Origin of the sequence: Sutcliffiella rhizosphaerae, from assembly GCF_917563925.1 — a bacterium.
Taxonomy (GTDB): domain Bacteria; phylum Bacillota; class Bacilli; order Bacillales; family Bacillaceae_I; genus Sutcliffiella_A; species Sutcliffiella_A rhizosphaerae.
In genome coordinates, this window is record NZ_CAKJTJ010000015.1 from 1 (window position 1) to 23,654 (window position 23,654).

A 23,654-nucleotide genomic window follows, 5' to 3' on the forward strand; every position below is an offset into this window, starting at 1 on the left:
AACCGCTAGTGTAATCTAAAAAATAAAAGCATATTTTTATACTAAAAAACCGAACATATTTGATCAATCACTCAAATAAGTTCGGTTTTGTCTTAGGCTAAAACATTTTTGTCCCAGCCCCGCTTCTTTAACTTTTTAACTTAATAGCGCTCTGTCACTTGTCATCTTTTCACCGCGTATCCTTTGGAATTCTGATAACAAACGCTCAATTGTTAAAGTTTTCTTTTCTTCTTCATCTACTTCTAATATGATTTGACCTTTATCCATCATAATCAGTCTGTTACCAAGATCAAGTGCCTGTTGCATATTATGAGTCACCATTAATGTGGTTAGTTTTTTTTCTGCTACGATTTCTTTTGTAATGTTAGTTATTAATTCAGCTCTTGAAGGGTCAAGTGCAGCTGTATGCTCGTCCAACAGAAGGATATCAGGGTCGGTGAATGTAGCCATTAGCAGTGACAATGCCTGCCTTTCACCTCCAGAAAGTAATCCAACTTTCGCTGAGAGCCTATTTTCAAGTCCTAAATGTAGTGTTTCAAGGACTTCTTTAAAATAGGATTTTCTTTTCTTTGTTACACCTAGCTTTAACGTTCTTTTTTTATTACGAGCAAACGCCATTGCGAGATTTTCTTCTATTGTCATCGTCGGTGCAGTACCTGCCATAGGATCCTGAAATACCCTGCCAATGTATTTGGCTCTTCTATGTTCTGCCATATAGGTGACATTTCGACCATCAATTTCTACTTTTCCAGTATCAGGGGTTAACACGCCGGAAATCATATTCATCATCGTTGATTTCCCGGCACCATTACTGCCAATGATCGTTACAAAATCTCCCTTATCAAGTGTTAAATGGATAGAATCTAAAGCATTTTTTTCATCTAACGTCCCTTCATTGAACACCTTATTAATCTGAGTTAACTGTAGCACGTTGGTCCCCCTTTCCACCGGTTGCGGCAAGAGATTGGAGCTTCAGTATCTTTTGTCTTTTTCGTTTTCTTTCACGGTATCCATCTATGAGTTTTGGAGTAATGAGGGCAAGAATTACGATGGTAGCTGTAATCGCTTTTAAATCCCCTGTTTCTAAAAACTCAACACGAAGTGCCAATGTAACAACGATTCTGTAAATAATTGCTCCTCCAATTACGGCTAAGGTAGTTCTGGCAATTGTTTTTGTTCCAAAGATTGCTTCTCCGATAATGACAGAAGCAAGTCCAATAATAATCATCCCAATTCCCATCCCTACATCCGCATAGCCCCCGTGCTGGGCAATCAATGCACCAGAGAAAGCAACCATTGCGTTAGAAACGCCTAGGCCAAGAATTACTAATCCATTTGTATTCGCCGATAAACTTCGAATCATTCGCTTGTTATCACCAGTTGCTCGTACTGCCAGTCCAATTTCTGTTTTCAAGAACCAGTCTGTAAAGTACTTTATAGCAAATGTCACGAGCAACATGACAATGATAATTCCCCAAGATCGAGGGATAAAGGCTCCTAATCCAATCGAAGAGAATATTTTATTTAGAAATGGATCTATGCCTAAACCATTCCACCATTCCCTTACATCTGTAAAGAAAGTATTACTGCTTAACAATGGAACATTGGAACGTCCCATTATTCGTAGGTTTATCGAATAAAGAGCAATCATCATTAATATCCCGGATAAAAGGGCATTAATTTTTCCGAAAGTATGTAAGACACCAGTTATACATCCAGCAAAAAATCCTGCTACCATTGCAATTAAAGTTGCTACAACTGGATTATATCCACTGACAATCATCGTTGCTGCTACAGCAGCACCAGTAACAAAACTACCATCTACCGTGAGATCAGGAAAATCAAGGACCCTAAAGGAAAGATATACCCCCAGGGCCATGATTGCGTAGATGATTCCCAATTCGACTGAACCAAAAAGAGCTGTAATCACGTCCGAATCATCTCCTCATTTACTTATTTTTCATCATGAAATTCTGCAATATCTGCCCATGCTTCCTGAACATCCACCCCTTGCGCCTCTGCCGCTTCGGTATTAATAACCAGCTTTAGATTTTGCGGGTATGCTACTGGAATTTCAGATGCTTTCTTTTCACCTTTTAAAATTTGGACTGCCATCAATCCCGTTTCATAGCCGAGATCAAAATAGCTGAATCCTGAAGCAGCTACTGCACCAAGCTCCATAGAATCGAGCTCTCCAGCAAATAAAGGAATCTTTTCATTATTTGCTACTCCAACAACTGTTTGAAACGCAGATACCACTGTGTTATCTGTAGGGATATAAATAGCATCCACTCTTCCTATGAGTGATTCTGCTGCCTGCTGTACTTCAGCTGAAGTGGAAACGGATGCTTCCACAATAGATGCACCTTTTGATTCAGCAATCTCTTTTACCTTTTGTACTTGTACGATTGAATTCTGTTCACCTGCATTGTATAAAACACCTATATTTTTTGCTCCAATCTGATCCACAATAAAGTTAATGGTACTTGTAATAGCATCTGGATGTGTATCAGAAGTACCAGTTATGTTTTCACCTGGCTCATCGAATGACTTGACTAACTCAGCGCCAACTGGGTCTGTGACAGAAGTGAAAACTATCGGAATGTCTTTTGTAGCCTGCAATGCACTTTGAGCACTAGGTGTGGAGTTTGCAAAAATCAAATCGACTTCATTGGCAACAAAATTATCAGCGATTGGCTTATTGTTATTAGGATCCCCCTGTGCAATTTGCACATCGTATTTTACATTCTCTCCTTCTTTGTAACCGTTTTCTTCAAGTGCTTTCTTAAATCCCTCAAAAGCGGCATCCAGTGAAGGATGTTCTACAATTTGGGTGACTCCAACGACAATCTGATCATCATCATTTCCACCAGTCGTTTCAGAATTACAGCCTGCAAGTAATGCAACACATGCTACAGAAGCCAGCATAGTTCTTAATTTGAACCTTTTCATACAAATCCCCCTTTAGTATTGTACTGAACTTATCAAAATGTATCTCTTTGCAAGTTCAATGTATTTTTTAAAAGCGATTATAAAATATAACCACTTGTAAAACCTATAAACTATGATGAATATTTTCAGTTTCGTATTTTCACCGTTATATTATCACTTATAGTAAATTAGTGTCAATATATTCTAAAAATTTAAAATACATATACTATTTTACTATAAATTTTCTTTTACTCATAGAAAACCTTTTTATTTTTGTTTCCTTTCATAAAAAAGAAAACCTCTTAAATGAGGTCTCTTCATACTGTTTAAAAAAGTCCGTATTTATCTGGATTCACCATTGCTCTGAATCTCTTAAAAGATTTACCTTTCTAATTTCTAGTCCAATAACGTAGTGGCTTTTTGTAATTGTTCTTTTGCTTCCTGCAACATTGATTGAAATAATTCTTCCACAGTAGGAATATCTGAAATCAGTCCAGAGATCTGTCCTCCATTAATAAATCCCTTTTCTAACTCTCCATTAATTGCACCAATAATATGTTGTTCTTCTGTTGTTAGGTTATTAAAGCTATCCAGATCAATTCCATCTTTTTCTTTTTGTAACAGATAGGAAGCATATGGAGTTTGCATAACTCTCCTAACCCTTCCAACTGATCTGCCGACAATGACGGTGCCATTATCATCTGCTTCTATGATCATTTGTTTATAGTTATCATGAAAAGGAGCTTCTCGTGTAGCTATCAATCTAGTTCCCATTTGCACTCCTGATGCTCCAAGAGAAAGAGCGGCAGCCAAACCTTTGCCACTCCCAATCCCACCTGCAGCAACTACTGGAATGGATACAGAATTGACCACTTGGGGAATCAGTGTCATGGTAGTAGTTTCTAGGTTAGAGTTTATACCAGCCGCTTCATAGCCTTCTGCTACGATTATATCAGCACCTGCCCTTTCTGCCTTCACCGCTTGTTTAGGGGACGCGACTACACAGATTACCTTTACTCCATGCTCTTTTAGTTTGGGGATGATGGAGGTTGGATTCCCAGCCGACAGTGACGCAACAGCCACCTTGTGTTTAATAATCAATTTTAGGATTTCTTTTGTATATGAAGATACTGAGATAGCCACATTAATAGCAAATGGCTTTTTTGTATTGTTTTTAGTGTCAATAATTATTTTTTCCACAACTTCTGGTGTCATAGTTCCTGCCCCTATGGTTCCAAGCCCACCTGCGTTTGAAACTGTTGCGGCAAGAGTTGCATTACTGATATTCCCCATTCCTCCTTGTATAATCGGCGATTCTATATTTAATATCTCTTTTAAGTTATTCATCTAATATTTCACCCCTCGTAAAAATAATGTTATACTAATTTTAATATTTAGACAATAATTACATAGGAGTGAGGATAATGATATATCCATATGGCGGAATATCACCCAAGGTAGATCACTCAGTATTCGTTGCACCTGGTGCTAGAATTATCGGAAATGTAACAATCGAAGAAGAATCAACTGTATGGTTTAATGCCGTGCTACGTGGAGACGAAGGCCCTATCACAGTTGGAAAAAGGTGTAGTATTCAAGATAACGTTACTGCGCATTTATATGAAGGGTTTCCACTTGTCATTGAAGATGAGGTAACTGTTGGACATACTGCCATTCTTCATGGGTGTACAGTCAGAAAACGCTGTATTATAGGTATGGGATCGACGATACTGGACGGAGCTGATATTGGGGAAGAATCTATCATTGGAGCTAATACATTAATACCTTCTGGAAAGAAAATACCACCTCGCTCTCTTGTGGTAGGTTCTCCAGGAAAAGTTATTAGAGAACTGACGGATAAAGATTTAGAGTTAATCCAACTTTCCATCGATACATATGTTCAAAAAGGAAAAGATTATCAAAAAGAGTTCGAAAAGTAACGAAGCACCAAAAACAAAACCGGGCATTTTGCACGGTTTTGTTTTTTGACTTAGGAAAAACACAAAATAAACTAATATATTCACAAGTTGTAAACTATAACAATATTATGTTAACTGTTGAAAAAGAACACTCCCCCTCTTTACTGAAATGTTCTTTTTTTTAATTGTACTACTCCATCATATAAGGATGATCTAACACATCATAGCGTTTATCTTTTAATGTGAGCTCATTTCCATCTTCAAAAACTTCCTCAAAAAAGCGGGAAGCCGGCTCCGCAAGCTCTTTATAATACTCACTAAATAATGAAGCGGCGTGACTACCTAGCCACCTATTAGGCAGAAGTTCTTCTGGTAAACCAGGGTCGACAAATAGGAATTTGCGGTATTCGTGTACAAGTTTTGTTCTCTCTACAAAACACTCTGCATCTGACATTTGACCTTTTCCAATTTTATTCTTATCGATAATGTATTTTTGGCTATATTCTTGAATGAAAACTTGATACCTTCCGTTAATGTCATCAAGGTCCCAGCTTTTTAATACAAGGCGTTCGTTCTCATGTGGCCCATGGTAGTCAGAAATAAAGAAATCGACATAATCACTAATCTCATACTTAGAGATCAGATCTTGTACTTGCTTTTCTAATGCATTGGGTGAAATCCAACAACTATTAGAGAGCGTTCCGAAGCCACTCCAAACTAATTCTTTTCGAAGTTCGTCTCTCACAGTTCTAATCTCTTCTGGTATGGAATACATTAACATCCGCCATTTTCCATCCCAACTCTCCGTTTTCAACTTAAAAATACGTTTTGCAGCTTCATCAATACGCTTTACTCCACGCTCTGTTAAATAATAATAGCTTTTATTACCTTTTTTTTCGGCCTGGACCCATCCTTGTTTATTCATCCGTGAAATTGCAGCTCTCACTGCTTGATCATTGTGACCAAATTCATTTAGTAACTTGATTAAGCTTCCAATCCATATTTTATTTCCATAGTGCCTGACATAATCTCCATATAGGGTAAATATCATAGATCTTGTATTCATTATGTACATCCTCTTCCTTCAAACTATCGAGCTTTATATTACACTAGTTTCATTTTATCAGAGTAACGCGTTATAGAAAAGGTGAAGTTACTGTTAAAAATTTGCACCACAAAGAATCATAGAGATACCCCCTATGATTCTTCCATTCCTTCTACGATGGTTGCAATCCCCTGCCCAACTCCCACACACATAGTTGCAAGCCCATATTTTACTTTTCTCTTTTTCATTTCGTGCACAAGTGTAGTAAGGATTCTTGCGCCACTTGCACCAAGAGGATGTCCAAATGCTATCGCACCACCATTTACATTCACTTTTTTAGTGTCCAGCTCCAGCTGACGAATACACTCTAGTGACTGTGATGCAAATGCTTCATTTATCTCGATTAACTCGATATCTGCAATAGAAATACCAGCTCGTTTGACTGCTTTTTTGGTTGCAGAAATGGGACCAATCCCCATGATATTAGGCATTATTCCAGACACAGCAGAAGTAACATATTTAGCAAGAGGAGTGACACCTAGCTCTTTTGCGATTTCTGCGCTCATTAGTAATAATGCCGACGCTCCATCATTTACACCTGAAGCATTGCCAGCTGTTACCGTTCCACCATCAAAAATCGGTCGTAATCTTGAAAGCTTTTCCATAGTTGTGTCTGGACGTGGGTGTTCATCCTCTTCAATAATCGTTTCATTGCCTTTACGGTCGAAAATAGACACTGGAACTAATTCTTCCTTAAAACGATGATTTTCCATAGCTAGTTTTGCTTTTTGTTGGCTCTCAAATGCAAATCTATCCTGTTCGTCTCTGGAGATGGAAAAAGCTTCAGCTACATTCTCCGCTGTTTTAGGCATCGTATCAGCCCCATACATACCTTCAAGATTCTTGTTTGTAAACCTCCAGCCAATTGTTGTATCCATCAATTCTATGTTTCCGCGCGGATAATCCACTTCCGGCTTCGCCATGACAAATGGGGCTCTTGTCATGCTTTCCGTACCACCTGCAATGAAAATATCCCCTTCCCCTGCCATAATAGCTCTTGCTGCATAATTGACTGCATCTAGACCAGATCCACATAGGCGATTAATCGTTGTTCCTGCCACATCTACTGGAAGACCTGCAAGTAATGCACTCATTCTTGCTACATTCCGATTATCTTCCCCTGCTTGATTTGCATTCCCAAACACAACTTCTTCAATTCGTTGGACAGGTACATCAGGATTCCTGCTTATTAATGCTTTGATAACTATTGCACCTAGATCATCTGGTCGCACTGTTTTCAAGCTACCTTTGTATCTTCCAATTGGTGTACGACATGCATCCACTATCACTACTTCCTTCATTAACCTCACCTTTCTAGTTGTTAGTTTCGTAATCGTAAACACCTTTTCCCGTTTTACGGCCTAATCTACCTGCCTTTACATATTTTTCAAGTAAAGGGGCAGGTCGATATTTCTCACCGAGTTTTTCATGAAGATATTTTAAATTGTTTAGGCGGGTATCTAATCCGACTAGATCACCAAGCTCAAAAGGTCCCATCGGATAATTCAGTCCGAGTTTGATTGCCTTATCAATTTCTTCGGGAGTTCCAACTCCTTCTTGTAGCATGTAAAAAGCTTCGTTACCGACTAGTGCACTAATTCGACTAGTGACAAATCCTGGAAATTCATTTACGATAACGGTCTCCTTTCCCATTTTTTCTGCAACAAGGCGAATGTATTCAGAGGTTTCATCACTTGTTTCCAAACCTCTTACAATTTCCACGAGCTTCATTTTATGTACTGGATTAAAGAAATGCATTGCAATTACCTTATCGGGACAATCGGTGAAGCTTGCGATTTCGGTTGGACTCATTGTGGATGTATTTGAAGCGAAATAGCAGCTTGCTGGCGCGGCCTTATTTACTCTTTCAAAAACAGACTTCTTAACCGCCAAGTTTTCCGGTACCGCTTCGATAATAAGATTTGCACTTGATGCAGCATCTTCAAGACTTGTGGAGTAGGTCAAATTTTGCTTGAAGAACTTATTCTGTTCTTCTGTGATCTTTCCCCTTTCCATTCCTTTTAGATGTATTTTTTCTAGCTCTTCCCTTGCACTTCCGAGTTGCATTTCTTCTACATCAACAAGAAATGTATGGTAGCCGCCGAGTGCGCTAACATACGCAATTCCCCGCCCCATTACTCCAGAGCCAACAACTACAATTCTCTCCATTAGGATGTTTCCTCCTTTAACACGTTGTAAAAGAGCAAAGAGGCATCCCCTTTGCTCAAGATACACTTATGACTTTATACACCAAACGGATTTAGTGAACGATTTCCAAAGTAGGATATGACGCTTTTCGTTTCAGTGTATAAATCTAATGTTTCAATACATAGCTCCCTACCGAATCCAGACTGCTTATATCCTCCAAATGGTGTTCCCGGGAATGCAGAAAATGGACAATTTACCATAACTATCCCTGCTTGAATCTGCTTTGCAACCCTTGTTGCACGTGCATGACTTGTTGTCCAGATTGCAGAACCTAAGCCGTACTCACTATCATTTGCCAGCCTTATTGCTTCCTTCTCATCACTAAACGGCATCACTACAACAACTGGTCCGAAAATCTCCTCTTTTACTGCCTTCATATCATGAGTCACACCTGAAATGATTGTCGGTTCATACCAGAAGCCGTCTTCAAAACCTTCTACCTTTGCAATTTTTCCTCCCAATAGAATATTTGCTCCGTCTTCTTTTGCAGACTGGACGTAACCATCAATGACTTCTAATTGTCCTTTATTTATAATAGCTCCTATATGTGTCTCTTTTGAAAAAGGATCACCGAGTTGTAGTTTTTTCGCTTTTTCTACAAACTTCTCCATGAACACATCATAGATACTCTCGTGCACATACAAACGAGACCTAGCTTCGCAGGATTGACCTGTATTATAGAAAATACCGAAAAGAGAACCATCTACAGCGGCCTCTATATCAGCATCTTCGAAAACTAGATTCGGAGATTTACCACCAAGCTCCAAAGTAACTCGCTTTAAGCTTTGTGATGCTTTTTCCATAATATCCTTACCAATTGGAGTTGAACCTGTAAATGCTACTTTATCTACCTTTGGATGCTCTACAAGATGGTTCCCCACCTCAGACCCAGCACCAGGGATAATGTTAACAACACCTTCTGGCACACCTGCTTCTATACAAATTTCTCCTAAACAAATAGCTGTTAAAGGTGTAAGTGTAGCTGGTTTTACAACAACTGAACATCCCACTGCTATGGCAGGTGCTATTTTCCAAGCTGCCATCATTAATGGATAGTTCCAAGGTATTATTTGTGCACAGACACCAACAGGTTCTTTTTCTGTATAGTTATGGAATTGACCTGGGACGTTATTTACGGACCCTCTATGACCTACGATGGCTCCCGCGTAAAACTCAAAGTCTTCTATAGCCTGCATTACCTGCCCTTGCGCAGCAGACAATGACTTTCCAGTATCTAATATTTCTAGCTCTACAAGCTCATTAAATCGCGAACGCATTATTGAAGCAATTTTATTTAATGTTCTGGCACGTTTGTTGAGCGGAAAAAGCTTCCATTTCCCTTTATCAAATGCATTTCGAGCCGCTTCGATTGCTTTCTCAGCATCTTCTCTGCTTGCTTTAGCGATTGTGGCTATGGCTTCACCAGTTGCAGGGTTGTATGAAGTGAACGTTTCACCTGAGGTACTCTCTACACGCCTTCCGTTGATAATCAGTTGGTAAGTATCACGTTTCATGTCAAGTTTCTCTAATTTTTCTTCTTTAACGGTAGTCATGTTCTCATCTCCTAAAAAATTCTATTTCCCTTGGAATTCAGGCATTCTTTTCTCGCTAAATGCAGTGACACCTTCTTTATGATCTTCCGATAACCCTGCAATCCGTTGATTGTAAGCTTCCTGTTCAAGAAACTCTTCATAGCTCATATTCCAGCTTGCTTGAATGGACCTCTTAATCAACCCAATAGCTTTAGTCGGCATAGAAGCTAGCTGTTCAGCGAACTTTGTAACTTCAGACTGCCAATTTTCTTCAGAAATTATCTTGGTTGCAAGACCAAGTTCTTTCACTTTATCTGCCTTTAGTTTTTCTCCAAAGACTGCTAACTCCAATGCTTTTGCATTTCCTATTAGTTTTGGAAGAAAATATAGATTTCCTGAGTCAGGAACCAACCCAACATGAATGAATGCCTGAACAAAGCTAGCTTTTTCAGAAAACAACCGGAAGTCACTAGCCAAAGCAAGGCTAAAACCTGCTCCCGCGGCTACACCGTTAACTGCTGCAATTACTGGTTTCTCACACTTTGCAAGCTGTTTCATCATTGGTCTATATCTTGATCGTAGAACCTCACCATGATCCATGTTTTCATCCACTTCGGCTAGGTCCTGCCCTGCTGAAAACGCTCTTCCTTCTCCAGTAATCACAATTGCTCTTACGTCATTATCCATGCTTGCATGCTTCAGAGAATTGGTTATCTCCATGTTCATTTTTTCTGTAAACGCATTCAATTTTTCTGGTCGGTTTAAAATAATCCATGCTACGTGGTTCTTTGTTTCATACTTGATTGTTTCGAACATTTGTCCACCTCCCTATTCACCTTTAAAATTAGGTTTGCGTTTTTCCCGGAAGGCACGCATTCCTTCTTTTTGATCGTGAGAAGCAAAAAGAAGATAAAAGTTCTTCCTTTCATATTGCATTCCTTCATAAATGGAATAGTCCACTGCTTTATAAACAGATTCTTTTATTAATCGCAGCGAAAGGGATGGTTGTTGCGCGATTTTGTGGGCGAATTTTAATGTTTCCTCTAACAATAGCTCTTTTGCTATAATTCGGTTAATGACTCCGTGATGTAATGCTTCCTGGGCACTCATCCTATCTCCAGTCAACAACCATTCCATTGCCTTAGATTTTCCCATTAGCTTTGTCAGACGTTGCGTTCCCCCAGCACCAGGCATTACTCCAAGACCAACTTCCGGAAATCCAAACTCTGTATCATGGGCAGCGAAAAGCACGTCACAACAAAGAGCAAGTTCAAATCCTCCACCAAGCGCAAATCCTTGAACAGCACCAATGATTGGTTTCTTCACCCATGCTAGGCGGTCCCATTCTGTGAATTGATTTAAAAGTTCCATTTCAATGGCTCCGGCTTCTGCCATCTCATCAATATCAGCACCTGCTGCAAATGCACGTCCATTCCCTGCAAGTATTATCACTTTCACGGAATCATCACGGTCGAATGCTTCTGTCGCCTTTACGATTTCTGTAACCATAGGACGATTTATTGCATTTAACACGTTCGGGCGGTTAAGCTTAATGATTCCAATGGAAGCTTGATTGGATACTTCAATAAATGTATACTCCTTACTCATTCACTTCTTCACCGATCATTAATGTTACTAAATTACCAGCAAAGCTCATAAGATCCTTTCCAGAAGCTTTTGCTTCGTCTGTTTTCATTGCCTGCTTTAAAGCATCATGATTGTCATAATACATTTCGCACATTAAATAATACTTGCCTTCTCCACCCATTGGGCTTCCAACCACTTTTGTCACATCCATTTTACGTAGGCCAGGAATCTTAGCAGTAATTGGTGCATGGATATCAAAATAATGCTGATCAAAAGCTTCTTTGTTTTCAGGGTGTTTGTAAAGCGCGATTAATTTTACCATTTTTTCACTCTCTCCTTTTTTATGTATGCATTTTTTGAAGAATATCTCTTATCTCTTAGAATGAAGGGTTCTGGACACTTTTACTTGCATGTTACTTAAAAACTAGAATCTTACTTTAAACTAATAGCAGCAATAGCGGATCAAAGTTTGCGAAAACCACCTCTAACATTCTCAAAATCTATTACATTAACGTTGAGACAGGTTTCATTGCTTCAAAAGGGTTTTTGCATCCTTTACAGTACAGAATGCTTCGGCATGCTGTCGGACCGAATAAATTTTCCAATGTCGTATAAGTGGAATCGCAATAAGGGCAGTCCACATGCCATTCCCCACCTTCATCAAGTTGAGGAGGAGGAGCAATACCAAATTTCTTTAAGTTCTCTCTTCCTTGCTCGGTAACTCTATCAGATGTCCAAGGTGGATGATAGATGAATTGAACTGCTATATTGTTAAAGATTTTTAAGAGATTAATTTCCGTCTCTACATTTTTTTTAATAATATCCAAGGCAGGGCACCCCATAAAGGTGGGAAGCATCTTTACTATCAATGTATCATCCATGATTTGTACATCTTCTACCATCCCTAAATCAACAATGCTGACTGTGTCTATTTCAGGATCTTTCACTTTGTGTAAAGAATCCCATATTAAGATTTCTACTTTCTGCATCACACATCATCCTTTTGTTCTACCATATCGCTGCAGGGTTGCTGTTATAGACCTCACTTAATGTCTTTAAGGCATCATCCAGATCACTTGTATGCTCACCTAATCTTCCGTTACCTCGCTTCATTTCCATATTCATGGTAAAATTCAGATCAGCTTTTTCAAACATCTGCTTCATCTCTAAAAGGAAACGTTCACGAAGTATCTTCTCAGAATCAATTAATTGGAACGATGTCATTTCCTTTTGAGCAGGACCTAAATGGACAACCCCGCCAAAGTCTTCCAATACAATACTAATAGCTGCCTTCATCCTAGTCTTCGCATCTCCATTTGCTGTGCATAATTGATGAAACCAAGTTCGCCAATGCAGTAAATGATAGTAAAGCTCCATGTTCACTTTATATGCCACATGTTTTAAAGGCTCATAAGATGAATTTTTAAGTGATTCTGTTTTTATCTTCTTATACTGTGTGTAAAAGTAATGCCGGACGACGGTAAAAGCCCAATCGTATTTCGGCTCTGTTAAATAGGTTCCAGTACCATTTACTTTTTCAAGCAGTATAGCATTTACCCGTTCTTCTACTTTTCTTCCATGGGCAAGATAGTCCAACTTTCCTTCCCCAAGTTCTTCTAATAGCTGATAATACATGGCAGCATGACCCATGGTGTCCTGATTGATGGATGAAAAAGCAACATCTTCTTCTATATGTGGAGCTAATCCCAACCATTCAGAACCTCTGTAGGCAATGATGAAATCATCGTCTGCAAGTTGATATAAAAGCTGTGTCAATGCTTCGTAATACGCGGAATCTCTTTTTGCTTCCTCCACCGATGTGATGTTCATTCCTGTTTCTTCCCTCCCCACGACATGATTTCCTGTTCATCAAGCATTCCTTGTTCATATTGACGCCATTTTTTCTTTAAATATCCATAGCCTTTTGTAGTGCGGTAGTCTTTATTATCAATTCTGTGCAAGGATTCCTTTTCTTCCTGTGTCATTCTCCTAATATGAGATCGCTCAACTACCCAAATATCCACAACTGGTTCACGACGCATAAAATTTTCCTGCGCCATTATCAGTGCAATTTCTTTATTGGGAGCGAGCAGACTGAACTGATATTGCAGCGGTGAAGTGTGTGTTCGTTTACTGAACACTTCAAACTCCTTATAAAATCCTTTAGTACTCATGTAAGCTCCCCCTTCTATCCTGCGTTTGTTTCGGAGCTTAGTGCTTCGCGAACCCATGCATTATTTTCGTGTGCGATTATTCTCAGACGCAATCGATCTTTAGATTTTGGTCCGTTATTCTTTATTATTTCTTTAAAATTGCTCCAGTTTGGTTGCTTATAGATCCATTTTTGTTGCCCTTCATCAAAATGCATCGTTTCATCTGGAACAGTCAACCCAAGAGACAGGACACGTGGAATGTACTTTGTAAAAAAGTCTTGCCGTAATTCCTCATTGTTTTTCGTCCTTATTTTATATTTCATGGTAATATCCTGTTTAGAGGTGCCGGTAGTTGATGCATCTGCTGGTCCAAAGAACATTAATAATGCTTCCCACCAACGGTTAATAGAATCTTGGATCATCTCTTGCTGTTCTTTCGTTCCTTCCGCAAGTGCCATTATAATTGCTTCTCCATGCTGTGCATGGAAAACTTCCTCTGCACATATTCGTTTTAATGCTCTTGCATAAGGTCCATAGGAAGCATCTAACATATTGGTTTGTGAAATGATTGCTGCTCCGTCTACCAGCCAGCCTATCAGCCCCGCATCCCCCCAAGTCGGTGCCTCCATATGAAAAACATTATGAAACTTCAAGTCTCCTGAAAACAAATCCTGCATAATTTCTTCTCTGGATTTTCCATAAGGTGTCATTAAATCTTCAGCTACACGAAGTAAAAGCTGACCATGGCCCATTTCATCCTGTACTTTTGCCATAATACCAAGCTTGCGTTTTAATGTTGGTGCTTTAGGAACCCATTCTTTTTCTGGAAGCGCTCCCATTATTTCACTTATAGCATGCATGGATATCAATTTTATTAGCGTCTTCCTATATTCTTCTGGCATCCAATCATCAGCTTCAATCTTTTCCCCAGATTCGATACGCTGCATAAAATGCACATACTTTTCTTCTTCTGTTAAGCGGTCAAACGATACCTGATTAGTCAAAATTGCCGCCTCCTATTTATGACGTTTATTTAACGTTATTATATATTAATGTTATATGATTATCAACTCAGAAATTTCTGAAATATTTACACGTTAATTCTTCGTTTATCTATTACCCTAGTAGCTTTACCATGAGAACGTGGGATGGATTTCTCCGGTAAAACCGTTACTCGGACTTTGACATAGCAAGCTGAACGAAGGGATTGAGTAATGTTTTTTTCTAGTTTCTTCCATTCTTCTACTGGATAATTCGTTTCTACTTGAACCTCTAACATGTCGAAATTATTATCTTTCGTAAGCAATATTTGATAATGAGGAGTTACCCCATCAATTTGAAGAAGTGCATGCTCAATTTGAGAAGGAAATACATTTACCCCCCTGATAATCATCATATCGTCTACTCTTCCCATTACTCTTGACATTTTCGTAGTCGTTCTACCGCATTTGCACAATTCTTTTTGAATGGAGGCTATATCTCCTGTACGGTACCTAATGATAGGCATCGCCTCTTTTGTAAGAGAAGTGAAAACCAGTTCTCCTTTTTGTCCTTCTGACAATACTTTTCCCGTTTTAGGGTCAATCACTTCCACATAAAAATGATCTTCTGCCACATGTAGGCCGTTTTGTGCTTCGTGACATTCCATCGCCACACCTGGTCCAATAACCTCACTTAGTCCATATATATCACAAGCTTTTATGTTAAAAGTTGTTTCTAAAGTATTTCGCATTTCTTCAGACCATGGTTCTGCACCAAATATCCCATATTGTAAGGATGTAGATTTAGGGTTTATATCCATTTCCTCCATTTTCTCTGCGATATTTAGTATGTAGGAAGGAGTTCCACAAATTATCGAAGGCTTAAAATCAAGTATTAATTGAATCTGTCTTTCTGTATTCCCACCTGAAACTGGTACAGTGATCATCCCGAGTCTTTCACTTCCGTAATGAAGCCCTAATCCCCCTGTAAACAGTCCATAGCCATAAGAATTGTGTAAAATATCACCACTTCTTCCTCCAGCCATGTAAATGGCTCTAGCAACTATATCTGCCCACATGTCAATGTCTTTTTGGGAATATGCTACTACTGTTGGTTTTCCGCTAGTCCCTGAAGATGCATGAAGTCTTGCAATTTGTTTTGGAGGAATGGCAAAAAGTCCGAATGGATAATGTTCTCTTAAATCATTTTTTGTAGTAAACGGTAGTTTTTGAATGTCTTCAATGGAGTGTATATCTGATGGAGTAAGATTTTGTTCGAAAAGTTTTTGTTGATAGAAAGGGACGTTTTTGTATATATGTTTTACTGTTTGCTGCAATCTTTTCAACTGAAGAAGTCTCATACTTTCTGCAGAAATTGATTCTACCTCATGTAAAGTCAAATGTACTCACCTTTCCTTTATAACGACTTTTTTATTGCTTGTATATTTTTCGTCACAGATTTTCTAAGACATATTAAAATTACTCTTGACCAGATATATTGTCAACAGAAAATTCTGAAATTAACTCATGAAAAATAAGCCGCTAAATAAAGCGACTCTGAAATACTGTATTTCTATTCAGTGTTTTGTTTAACAGCTTCTATGAGAGCGTCAATCGTCACTTCTCCATTGAAAATAACCACATACACTTGTTTATCTTTTCGGGCTATAACTGAGTATGTATCATACAATTGACTTTCAGATACATATAAATCATGAAAGAAGTCGTCGTTAATTTTTTGGTATTGCCCATTTCCCTCATGGTATTTTAATAATTGTTGAGTAAAAGACTTTGTCAAAAATTCACTAATTAATTGATATTTCTTAGAAAATAACATGGAGCTTTCCCTATCAGCGTCTAGAAAAAACTCTTGTCTCAACTCATATTGGATCGGAACTATTAAACTGGAAGATTCCTTAAAATAACTACCGTTATCCTCGACCGTTATATTTCTTAATGAATCATCCATTATGTCTACTATTGTTATTATGGGAAGTTTACCTGCTGGAATCGGTGGATACTGATGGGTGAAAACTGTTTTTACCAAAGAACTAGTATGAAAGATGAGGAATGTAAAACTAATACAGATTATAATCCCTATTGCTTTATTCATATAATAACTTCCTTTCTAAACTGCTTTATTCACTAATAAATTATTGGTGTCTGCTTCTACTATTAATTTACCTAAATGTTTAACGCCACTCCACATTTGTATATTCACTAAAATAAAAATAGAAATAATAAATAGGGGTGATAAGAATGCATCTTCGGTATAATTTTTTATCGGTTCTATTACCATCATATAAGTTTGTAGAATAATTATTAGAATAGATAAACAGAGAATGGCAACTGTTCTAACTTTTAGTTTTTTACGCAGTTTTTTCAAGGAACTTATTTGATTGATAGCGGGGAAACTGTCATTGGATGAACCATTCTTATAGATATGCAGATTGCCCCTAGACGCGACATATTCCCAACTTAATTGTTTATATTCACTTATTGTTAAATCAGATGGCTTCTGTGTGGTAGTATCGACTGCAATCTTGTATGTAATATTCTGCGGCTGTTCTTTTGCAAAGATGGCGTATAACTTTGTTACTTGTTTTAAAACATATCCTTTTGTTGCTAAATAGGAAAACCACGCTTCCTGTTCTTCAATCTTCCATAATTCTAGCCATAATATTTTTCTTTTTAGTTTCATGACTAATAGTCTCCTAAATTCATTATATGATTAACAATATACTGGTTTAATTTAGTTTTCAAGGTGAATAATGGGGATATATAAATAAAATAAACCTAAAGACATTTATGCCTTTAGGTTTGTTACTACACTTCTTAAACTTCGTATGTCCAGAATGTCTCCCTGTAAAGCCATTCTTCAATTTCTGGGGCATTTTCTTGTAACTGTTTTTCCATTAACTCCACCCAACCGCTCGTTTGCGACTTGTGTGCTTTTATTGCCTTTAGTTTTTCTTCTGCTACAGAACGAATATCAATAATGACATTCGGATGACCAATTAATTCAACACTGTTTTTTAGTATTGCTTTGCCGTATATAGTAGGTCTTTCCTGTTCAGGGAGTCTTGAAACTGCGATTTTCACTCCATTGCTCATCGCATCGTGATCTGGGTGCACGCCATGTCCCGGATAAAAAGTAATCACTAAGCTTGGCTTTAACTCATGAATAACTTTCTCCACTATATCAGCTATGTATTCTTCATCTTCAAATTCTATCGTTTTATCATGAAGACCCAGCATACGCAAATCTTTTATTCCCATGACTTCACATGCATTTATTAATTCTTGCTTGCGTACGGCTGGCAAAGTTTCACGGTTTGCAAAAAGTGGGTTTCCTAAATTTCTTCCCATTTGTCCTAAAGTTCCACATAAGTAGGTAACTGGTACCCCACTCTGAGTAAACTGCTTTATGGTTCCTGAAGAACTGAAAGCTTCATCATCAGGATGTGGAAACACAACAAGTACATGTCTTTCTGGCTCCATTACCTCTCACTCCTACCTAAAATGGATTTTCACTGATCTGTAAGGCAACTGCTAATTTACCCTGAGGATTTAACCCAGCTAAAAGCAGACGATTTTTTTCATCAACTTCAAAATGAGTTAAACCCTCTGCGTATATCCAGCCATGCTCTAATTTAAGCCCAATACGAAAAGGACCGGCACCAGCTATTTTAGCACGCTCAAACGATAATGGAACGTTTCGAATAAATGCTCCGACAGTTTGTCCTGTTCCATGATGACCAGCATAAGCACCGTTAGTTGTCTCTAGATGAACAAACACATTACTGTTCACGAATAGGTTTAATTGATCTTGAACAAGTTTTTGATCAATAAGCTTCATTGTGTCCTCCGTTTAAATGATTTCTTTTATATAGTGTAATACAGTGTTGGTTGGAAAGAAAATGCTTTGCTCAAGTTGGACTATAAAATAACAGAAAAGCCAGATCAAAAAGCATAAAATATCCCCTATAAATGTTTAGGTTAATTCATTCCTAGGGGATAAAAGACTTTTGCAATTTTTTTACAAGTTGCTAGTATTATAGTTAAATTTTCTCATACCACTTTCGCGAAGCCTGTACTTCACTTGCAGTCAATTGATGACCTTGGTATTCCCAGTGTACGGTAACATCCGCTTCTGATGTATTTAGCAACTCACTCAGATCCTCTGTTTCCTGAGCCGGGCAAATTGGATCATTCTTTCCAGCACCAATAAATACCTTTACACCATTCATATTTGGAAGTTCTATTCCTCTTCGTGGAACCATTGGATGATAAAGTATCGCAGCTTTCAAGGAATTGGAATAATGAAATAATAAACTTCCTGCTATATTGGCGCCATTTGAATAGCCAACTGCGATAACATTGTTACGATCAAATTGGTATTTCTCTGCAGCCTCTGTTAAAAAATCATTCAGTTCTCTCGTCCGAAAAATCAAATCTTCTTCGTCGAATACTCCTTCTTGTAATCGGCGGAAGAATCGTGGCATACCATTTTCTAAAACGTTTCCTCTTACACTTAATACAGAAGCATCTTCGTCTAACATTTCTGCTATTGGAAGTAAATCTTGTTCAGTCCCTCCTGTACCATGCAACAAAAGGAGAACTTTTTCAGAACCTTTTTTAAAAATGTGTTTCATTGAATTATCCTCCTTTACCTTATATATTAATATATCTTGATTTCGAGATAATTTTAGTATAGTAGAAAAAAGTAACCCCGTCAATTAATCTTCATTAACCTTGATATCACTGAGTGAATAAAGTAAAGTATCAACAATTTTAAAGGGGGATATCATGTGATACCTTGGAACAAAATGTTTCCCTTTCCTAAAGATTATATGAAAGATGATTATTTAAAGCAGCCAGATGTAGAAAAATGGTTATCCCAATCAATGAAAGGTAAACTTCCTCTCAATCATCAAATGTTAAATAATACTGATTTTTTTGCTCAATCGTTTGAAATGTTAAAGCATGCACAAGGGAAGAAAAAAAGGAAGAAGTCAAATTATGATGACCCAAAAATTTTTGAAACTCATCAAGATATAATTGTTCGTATACCTATACAATCTGAGGATATATTGAGAAAATTAAAGACATCTCATTCCTGTAACACAGTTTTTTTGGATGATGTGGATGGTAATGGAAAAAAACAATCAATACCTCTTCCATGTATGGTAAAAGTAAATAGCTCAAAAGCACAATATAAAGACGGGATATTAGAAATCACACTCAAAAAAGAAACGAATATTCCTGTTACGAAACTCCCAATTGAACGAATAGATAAAAACAAACGAAAAAATAAAGAAGGCTGAACATGCCTTCTTTCAGTGTGTAGACAAAGGTACTTTTCTTATGTTATCGCGATTCCTATGTTGATCGTAGTGAAAGACGCGAAGACTCCTGCGGGAGGAAGGGACATGGGAAACCCCGCAGGGCGCAAGCCCGAGGAGGTTCCCGGACCGCCCGCGGAAAGCGAAGCGTCTGCAACGAAGATCAACAGTTAAATGCAAGTCTACAAATAATTTGGGTTTGTCAACAGTCTGAAAGAAGGCTGAACATGCCTTCTTTATTTGATGTAAAAGGTTTTGAGAACCAAAGTAATTAATGGGAAATATGTTATTTCAATTGATCAATTAGATTTTTTAGGTCCATAGTCCATGGTTCTTCTAATGAAGCCCGGTATATTTTAAATGTTACCATTCTGGATTCTGCACCAGATGAATCTTTTTGGAAGTAAAGTTTAACTGTGATTGGTATATATAGTTTTGTATCATGGTCATGTGTATCAGGAAAGTCTGACACTCTTTTTATTACTTCAATATCTTCTAATGTTTTAATATTTTCTCTAAAAAGTTCACGATTTTTATCATCTAGTATGGAAGCGAGAATAAACCAGTCATGCTGATGAACAGATAGTACTGCAGCATCTACTATTTCAGGTGGAGACAGTTTTTCTGTGTGATCTAACCATTCACCTGCCGCTTTTTTAATCATTATAGAGTGTGCATGATCCATTTTCCTAGATTTATGGGTGATACTATCCTGAAAATGAATACAAAAATGGCCAGGAAAACCATTTTGCAAAGCACCTTGACCGTGAGGCATTCCATGCATGGATCCAGCGTACTTTTCTTCACCTGACAGTATGATTATTGCCCGTCTATCCCAACTCCAAGTTCCTTTATAAATCTGTTTCATTATTTTTGTATCTTCATGTGTCAATGGTTGTACATCAGCATGATATGACCCTGCCCGCCTTTGAACCTTGAATGTCTTCCCAGTGTCAAGATCCAACACTCTAAAAGTACTGTATTTAGGCAGGACTTTATTTGCTTCATTCCATGTAATTAATGTTCCATAATGTGCTTTATATAATTTTTTCATATCTTTTGATAATTGATTTGCTACTTTTGAAGGAAGTATTAAAATGACCTTCTTTTTTTTCAAATCATATATATTCATCTGATGATCTATAGCATATTTAGTTTTGCCATCAATTGAAACAAAAACATCTGTTGGTGGAATTGGGTAGGTTATCTTTTCCCACTTCCCTTTCTTAATTGCTTTTATTATTATTTTAGGAATCAGCATTTCGGTTCGATAACTAGATTCCAATGATGTTTGAACTTGATAAACATCATCTTGTTTTTGAGCAGCTGGCCCTTTTTCGCTTACAAAAAATATGGAGATAAAAACAAATAACATTAAATACCAAAATTGCTTTTTCATACATACCCTCCTTCAATATTCAAAATGGCTTACCATCTTTATTGTGTGAATTAAAGAAATAAAGTATGTTGAATTTTTTTTCGTACACATTAGTAATATACATAACTAATATAAGTAGGGTGAATATTGTGTTACAGGCATTATTTTGGGGGATGGTTGCTGGTGGGGCACTTCTTATCGGGGCACTTGCTGGATTATTCATTCCTGTTCCAAGGAGAGTAACAGGATATATTATGGCATTTGGTACTGGAGTTTTGATTGGCGCGGCATCATTTGAATTGCTGGGAAAAATTAAAAAAGAAATTGGATTTAGTTATGTCATATTTGGATTTATAATAGGAGCGTTAATATTTACATGCTTTGAATTATTAATCAGTAAAAAAGGTGGAAAAGATCGTAAGCTTTCTCGTCAAAAGCTAGAAAATCATTCTGGAATGGCTATATTTATAGGTTCTATAATCGATGCTATCCCTGAATCGATCATAATTGGAGTAGGCATTCTTAAATCAAATACAGTTAGCTGGGTTCTTGTACTTGCCATATTTATTAGCAATATTCCAGAAGCATTATCAAGTTCTGTTGGTCTAAAAAAAGACGGATTTTCTCCCAAAAAAATTATTTATCTGTGGACATTTGTGCTTATATTAACTTCATTAAGTTCTTTTTTCGGTTATGTTCTATTTAGTAAACTAAATGAATCCTACATGTATCTAGTAAGCGGCCTTGCAGCAGGGGGCATCATTGCCATGGTGGCATCAACGATGATGCCAGAAGCCTTTGAAGAAGGAGGACCAATTGTCGGATTACTAACTGCACTCGGACTTCTATGTTCTTATATCTTATCGGCTGGAATACTTTAAATGGGTGTCTTATATCACAAGAATGAGGCGAAAAATAAATATTTGGCTTATGATGACCTTTTTATCCGACTTTCTCATGATTTTTTGTCTTCATCCGGATTTTGATTCCTCTTTTTACCGTGCTTCCCCATGATTTAAGACTTTCTCAAGTTTTTTCCTGCATAAATCTCATTACTTTTTTATTCGTCTGTATGTAATGTAAAAGAGAATCAAAATAATCAGTTTTACTGACTTTTTGATCCCCCTATTAAATCTTATTGTTTAATTGCTCTATCAAAAAATTCTTCAAGTGTTAAGTTATGTTCGTACATGTATGCGGCAACTTCATTTCCTACATATCTTAAATGCCAGGGTTCGTATTGATATCCTGTAATTGGCTCGCCCTCTTCTGGGTAGCGGATGATGAAACCATGTTCGCTTGCATGTTCTTTTACCCATTTACCTTCAGTCGTTTCTCCAAACTCTTCAGTCAAATCAAGTGCTGCGGAATGGCTGGAAATATCCATGGCCAAGCCAGTTTGATGTTCACTATGACCTGGAACTGCAGATACAGCATTTGTTTTTTCTTCTCCCCATCTTTTTATGTAGGAGTTATAAATGCTATTTTGGGTTTCATAGGAGCGATATCCAGAAACTGCGAAAATCTCTATCCCGTCTTTTTCAGCAGCTGTAAATAGGCTTTCCAAGGCTTGCGCTGCTTCCTTACGGAGATACTTTTTTTCATAGTCCCCTTCAAATGAAAAAGGAACGTCCGGAATCGTAAGGTCCTTAGGAATATAGTCCGTTGGTAATGACTGATTTTTATTAACAAGTACTAATATATTATCTGTATTCTCAATTATTTTTTCATCATTTAAGACAGTAAAAAATGGGTCTGCCAATACAAATTGTTCATCATTTGTTTCAGGTAAATCTTGTTCAGGTTCTTCATCTGGTACTTCTTCTACTGGTTGTTCCTCTACATTTTGTTCCTCAGGATCATTTACTTCAATCCCTTCCTCCTGAGTCCCATTCGTAAAGTACTCCCAAAATTTCCAATTAATATCTTCTACCGGTTTTGTACAACCAGTTAAAAGCATTAATATCATGAAAGCGGAAAAATGTTTCTTTTTCATTACCTATCACCTTTTTGTTATACTGAAAAAATACAGCCTTATATAAGCTATTTATAAGTTTAACACTTATCCGTTTTTTCGTAAAAGATTTTATCAATTTGACTATGCTGTATCTTATATGTAAATATGAACTTTCCTAGTTCTAGGTCCATCGAATTCGCAGAAGAATATTCCTTGCCATGTTCCTAAGATAAGCTTTCCATTTTGCACGATTACTTGCTGTGAACTTCCCATTGTCATAGCCTTTAAATGCGCAGCTGTATTACCTTCCCTGTGCTTGTAATTTGGATGTTCCCATGGATATACTTCGTTTAACCTCATGATTACGTCTGAAACAACATCCGGATCTGCGTTTTCATTAATTGTAATTCCAGCGGTTGTATGTGGGCAGTATATTGTTATTATGCCATCTGATATCCCTGACATTCTTAGCTTTTCCTCTACTTCTTTTGTGATATCTTGCCATTCATCCCGGTTAGAAGTATTAATTGTAAGTGTCTTAAACATCAGTATTCCTCCT

27 protein-coding genes are annotated in these 23,654 nt (G+C 37.5%); 3 read left to right on the top strand and 24 right to left on the bottom strand.

The genetic code is table 11. The annotated features are described in order from the left end of the window. Window positions 1-135 precede the first annotated feature (135 nt). The 4 genes from LRP81_RS13535 to LRP81_RS13550 all read right to left on the bottom strand — a co-directional run bounded on the left by LRP81_RS13535 (window position 136) and on the right by LRP81_RS13550 (window position 4,278). Window positions 136-930, bottom strand: coding sequence for an ABC transporter ATP-binding protein (locus LRP81_RS13535; RefSeq protein ID WP_230501939.1), 795 nt, complete (start codon window positions 928-930; stop codon window positions 136-138). Continuing rightward, window positions 908-1,930, bottom strand: a complete 1,023-nt coding sequence (locus LRP81_RS13540) for an ABC transporter permease (RefSeq protein WP_230501941.1) — start codon at window positions 1,928-1,930, stop codon at window positions 908-910. The genes LRP81_RS13535 and LRP81_RS13540 overlap by 23 nt, the downstream gene beginning before the upstream one ends. Before the next feature lie 23 nt (window positions 1,931-1,953). Then, window positions 1,954-2,952, bottom strand: coding sequence for an ABC transporter substrate-binding protein (locus tag LRP81_RS13545; protein ID WP_230501943.1), 999 nt, complete (start codon window positions 2,950-2,952; stop codon window positions 1,954-1,956). A 375-nt stretch (window positions 2,953-3,327) separates the two neighbouring features. Next, a complete protein-coding gene (locus LRP81_RS13550; RefSeq protein ID WP_230501945.1) occupies window positions 3,328-4,278 on the bottom strand; it encodes an NAD(P)H-dependent flavin oxidoreductase in 951 nt (316 codons plus the stop codon). 77 nt (window positions 4,279-4,355) lie between these two features. On the opposite strand from LRP81_RS13550, the gene LRP81_RS13555 reads away from it, so the two are divergent. Then, window positions 4,356-4,871, top strand: a complete 516-nt coding sequence (locus tag LRP81_RS13555; protein WP_230501948.1) for a gamma carbonic anhydrase family protein — start codon at window positions 4,356-4,358, stop codon at window positions 4,869-4,871. 169 nt (window positions 4,872-5,040) lie between these two features. On the opposite strand, the gene paaX is transcribed toward LRP81_RS13555, so the two are convergent. The 17 genes from paaX to LRP81_RS13640 form a co-directional block, all read right to left on the bottom strand. Then, complete coding sequence (gene paaX, locus LRP81_RS13560) at window positions 5,041-5,916, bottom strand: phenylacetic acid degradation operon negative regulatory protein PaaX (RefSeq protein WP_230501950.1); 876 nt, start codon at window positions 5,914-5,916, stop codon at window positions 5,041-5,043. 131 nt (window positions 5,917-6,047) lie between these two features. Next, window positions 6,048-7,256 (bottom strand): acetyl-CoA C-acyltransferase, encoded by a 1,209-nt coding sequence (locus LRP81_RS13565; protein WP_230501952.1) that lies wholly within the window; start codon window positions 7,254-7,256, stop codon window positions 6,048-6,050. Between the two features lie 13 nt (window positions 7,257-7,269). After that, the gene (locus LRP81_RS13570; protein WP_230501953.1) at window positions 7,270-8,124 is read right to left on the bottom strand and encodes a 3-hydroxyacyl-CoA dehydrogenase; all 855 of its coding nucleotides are present in this window, start codon (window positions 8,122-8,124) and stop codon (window positions 7,270-7,272) included. A gap of 74 nt (window positions 8,125-8,198) precedes the next feature. Continuing rightward, entirely contained in the window at window positions 8,199-9,716 is a 1,518-nt protein-coding gene (locus LRP81_RS13575) for an aldehyde dehydrogenase family protein (protein WP_230501955.1), read from the bottom strand. 21 nt (window positions 9,717-9,737) lie between these two features. Beyond that, window positions 9,738-10,511: an enoyl-CoA hydratase-related protein gene (locus tag LRP81_RS13580; RefSeq protein WP_230501957.1), complete on the bottom strand. Its 774-nt coding sequence runs from the start codon at window positions 10,509-10,511 to the stop codon at window positions 9,738-9,740. Window positions 10,512-10,523: 12 nt separating this feature from the next. Next, window positions 10,524-11,303 carry an enoyl-CoA hydratase/isomerase family protein gene (locus LRP81_RS13585; RefSeq protein WP_230501959.1) on the bottom strand — a complete coding sequence of 260 codons (780 nt, stop codon included), beginning with the start codon at window positions 11,301-11,303 and terminating at the stop codon, window positions 10,524-10,526. Next, window positions 11,296-11,604, bottom strand: a complete 309-nt coding sequence (locus tag LRP81_RS13590) for an EthD family reductase (RefSeq protein ID WP_230501961.1) — start codon at window positions 11,602-11,604, stop codon at window positions 11,296-11,298. Before LRP81_RS13590 ends, LRP81_RS13585 begins: the two co-directional genes overlap by 8 nt. A gap of 181 nt (window positions 11,605-11,785) precedes the next feature. Continuing rightward, the gene (paaD, locus tag LRP81_RS13595) at window positions 11,786-12,271 is read right to left on the bottom strand and encodes a 1,2-phenylacetyl-CoA epoxidase subunit PaaD (RefSeq protein ID WP_230501963.1); all 486 of its coding nucleotides are present in this window, start codon (window positions 12,269-12,271) and stop codon (window positions 11,786-11,788) included. 19 nt (window positions 12,272-12,290) lie between these two features. Then, the gene (paaC, locus tag LRP81_RS13600; protein ID WP_230501965.1) at window positions 12,291-13,112 is read right to left on the bottom strand and encodes a 1,2-phenylacetyl-CoA epoxidase subunit PaaC; all 822 of its coding nucleotides are present in this window, start codon (window positions 13,110-13,112) and stop codon (window positions 12,291-12,293) included. After that, window positions 13,109-13,456: a 1,2-phenylacetyl-CoA epoxidase subunit PaaB gene (gene paaB / locus LRP81_RS13605; RefSeq protein ID WP_230501967.1), complete on the bottom strand. Its 348-nt coding sequence runs from the start codon at window positions 13,454-13,456 to the stop codon at window positions 13,109-13,111. The genes paaC and paaB overlap by 4 nt, the downstream gene beginning before the upstream one ends. A gap of 14 nt (window positions 13,457-13,470) precedes the next feature. Further along, a complete protein-coding gene (gene paaA / locus LRP81_RS13610) occupies window positions 13,471-14,382 on the bottom strand; it encodes a 1,2-phenylacetyl-CoA epoxidase subunit PaaA (protein ID WP_399207746.1) in 912 nt (303 codons plus the stop codon). 143 nt (window positions 14,383-14,525) lie between these two features. Further along, window positions 14,526-15,815, bottom strand: a complete 1,290-nt coding sequence (locus LRP81_RS13615) for a phenylacetate--CoA ligase family protein (protein ID WP_230501970.1) — start codon at window positions 15,813-15,815, stop codon at window positions 14,526-14,528. 173 nt (window positions 15,816-15,988) lie between these two features. Then, entirely contained in the window at window positions 15,989-16,528 is a 540-nt protein-coding gene (locus LRP81_RS13620) for a hypothetical protein (RefSeq protein WP_230501972.1), read from the bottom strand. Window positions 16,529-16,543: 15 nt separating this feature from the next. Continuing rightward, window positions 16,544-17,116, bottom strand: coding sequence for a DUF2812 domain-containing protein (locus tag LRP81_RS13625; RefSeq protein ID WP_230501974.1), 573 nt, complete (start codon window positions 17,114-17,116; stop codon window positions 16,544-16,546). A gap of 134 nt (window positions 17,117-17,250) precedes the next feature. Beyond that, window positions 17,251-17,916: a bacillithiol biosynthesis deacetylase BshB2 gene (bshB2, locus tag LRP81_RS13630; RefSeq protein WP_230501976.1), complete on the bottom strand. Its 666-nt coding sequence runs from the start codon at window positions 17,914-17,916 to the stop codon at window positions 17,251-17,253. A gap of 16 nt (window positions 17,917-17,932) precedes the next feature. Next, window positions 17,933-18,274, bottom strand: a complete 342-nt coding sequence (locus LRP81_RS13635; protein WP_230501978.1) for a YojF family protein — start codon at window positions 18,272-18,274, stop codon at window positions 17,933-17,935. 202 nt (window positions 18,275-18,476) lie between these two features. Then, window positions 18,477-19,070, bottom strand: a complete 594-nt coding sequence (locus LRP81_RS13640; RefSeq protein ID WP_230501981.1) for an alpha/beta hydrolase — start codon at window positions 19,068-19,070, stop codon at window positions 18,477-18,479. 198 nt (window positions 19,071-19,268) lie between these two features. Here LRP81_RS13640 and LRP81_RS13645 point away from each other — a divergent pair, with 198 nt between their 5' ends. After that, window positions 19,269-19,742 (top strand): Hsp20/alpha crystallin family protein, encoded by a 474-nt coding sequence (locus LRP81_RS13645; protein ID WP_230501983.1) that lies wholly within the window; start codon window positions 19,269-19,271, stop codon window positions 19,740-19,742. A gap of 304 nt (window positions 19,743-20,046) precedes the next feature. Here LRP81_RS13645 and LRP81_RS13650 read toward each other — a convergent pair whose 3' ends face one another. Then, window positions 20,047-21,159: a hypothetical protein gene (locus tag LRP81_RS13650; protein WP_230501985.1), complete on the bottom strand. Its 1,113-nt coding sequence runs from the start codon at window positions 21,157-21,159 to the stop codon at window positions 20,047-20,049. A gap of 128 nt (window positions 21,160-21,287) precedes the next feature. Between LRP81_RS13650 and LRP81_RS13655 the strand changes: the two genes are divergently transcribed. After that, window positions 21,288-22,019 carry a ZIP family metal transporter gene (locus LRP81_RS13655; RefSeq protein ID WP_230501987.1) on the top strand — a complete coding sequence of 244 codons (732 nt, stop codon included), beginning with the start codon at window positions 21,288-21,290 and terminating at the stop codon, window positions 22,017-22,019. Window positions 22,020-22,273: 254 nt separating this feature from the next. On the opposite strand, the gene LRP81_RS13660 is transcribed toward LRP81_RS13655, so the two are convergent. Both LRP81_RS13660 and LRP81_RS13665 read right to left on the bottom strand, forming a co-directional pair. Beyond that, window positions 22,274-23,134, bottom strand: coding sequence for a M15 family metallopeptidase (locus LRP81_RS13660; RefSeq protein WP_230501988.1), 861 nt, complete (start codon window positions 23,132-23,134; stop codon window positions 22,274-22,276). Between the two features lie 114 nt (window positions 23,135-23,248). Further along, window positions 23,249-23,641, bottom strand: coding sequence for a secondary thiamine-phosphate synthase enzyme YjbQ (locus LRP81_RS13665; protein WP_230501990.1), 393 nt, complete (start codon window positions 23,639-23,641; stop codon window positions 23,249-23,251). Window positions 23,642-23,654: the final 13 nt, after the last annotated feature.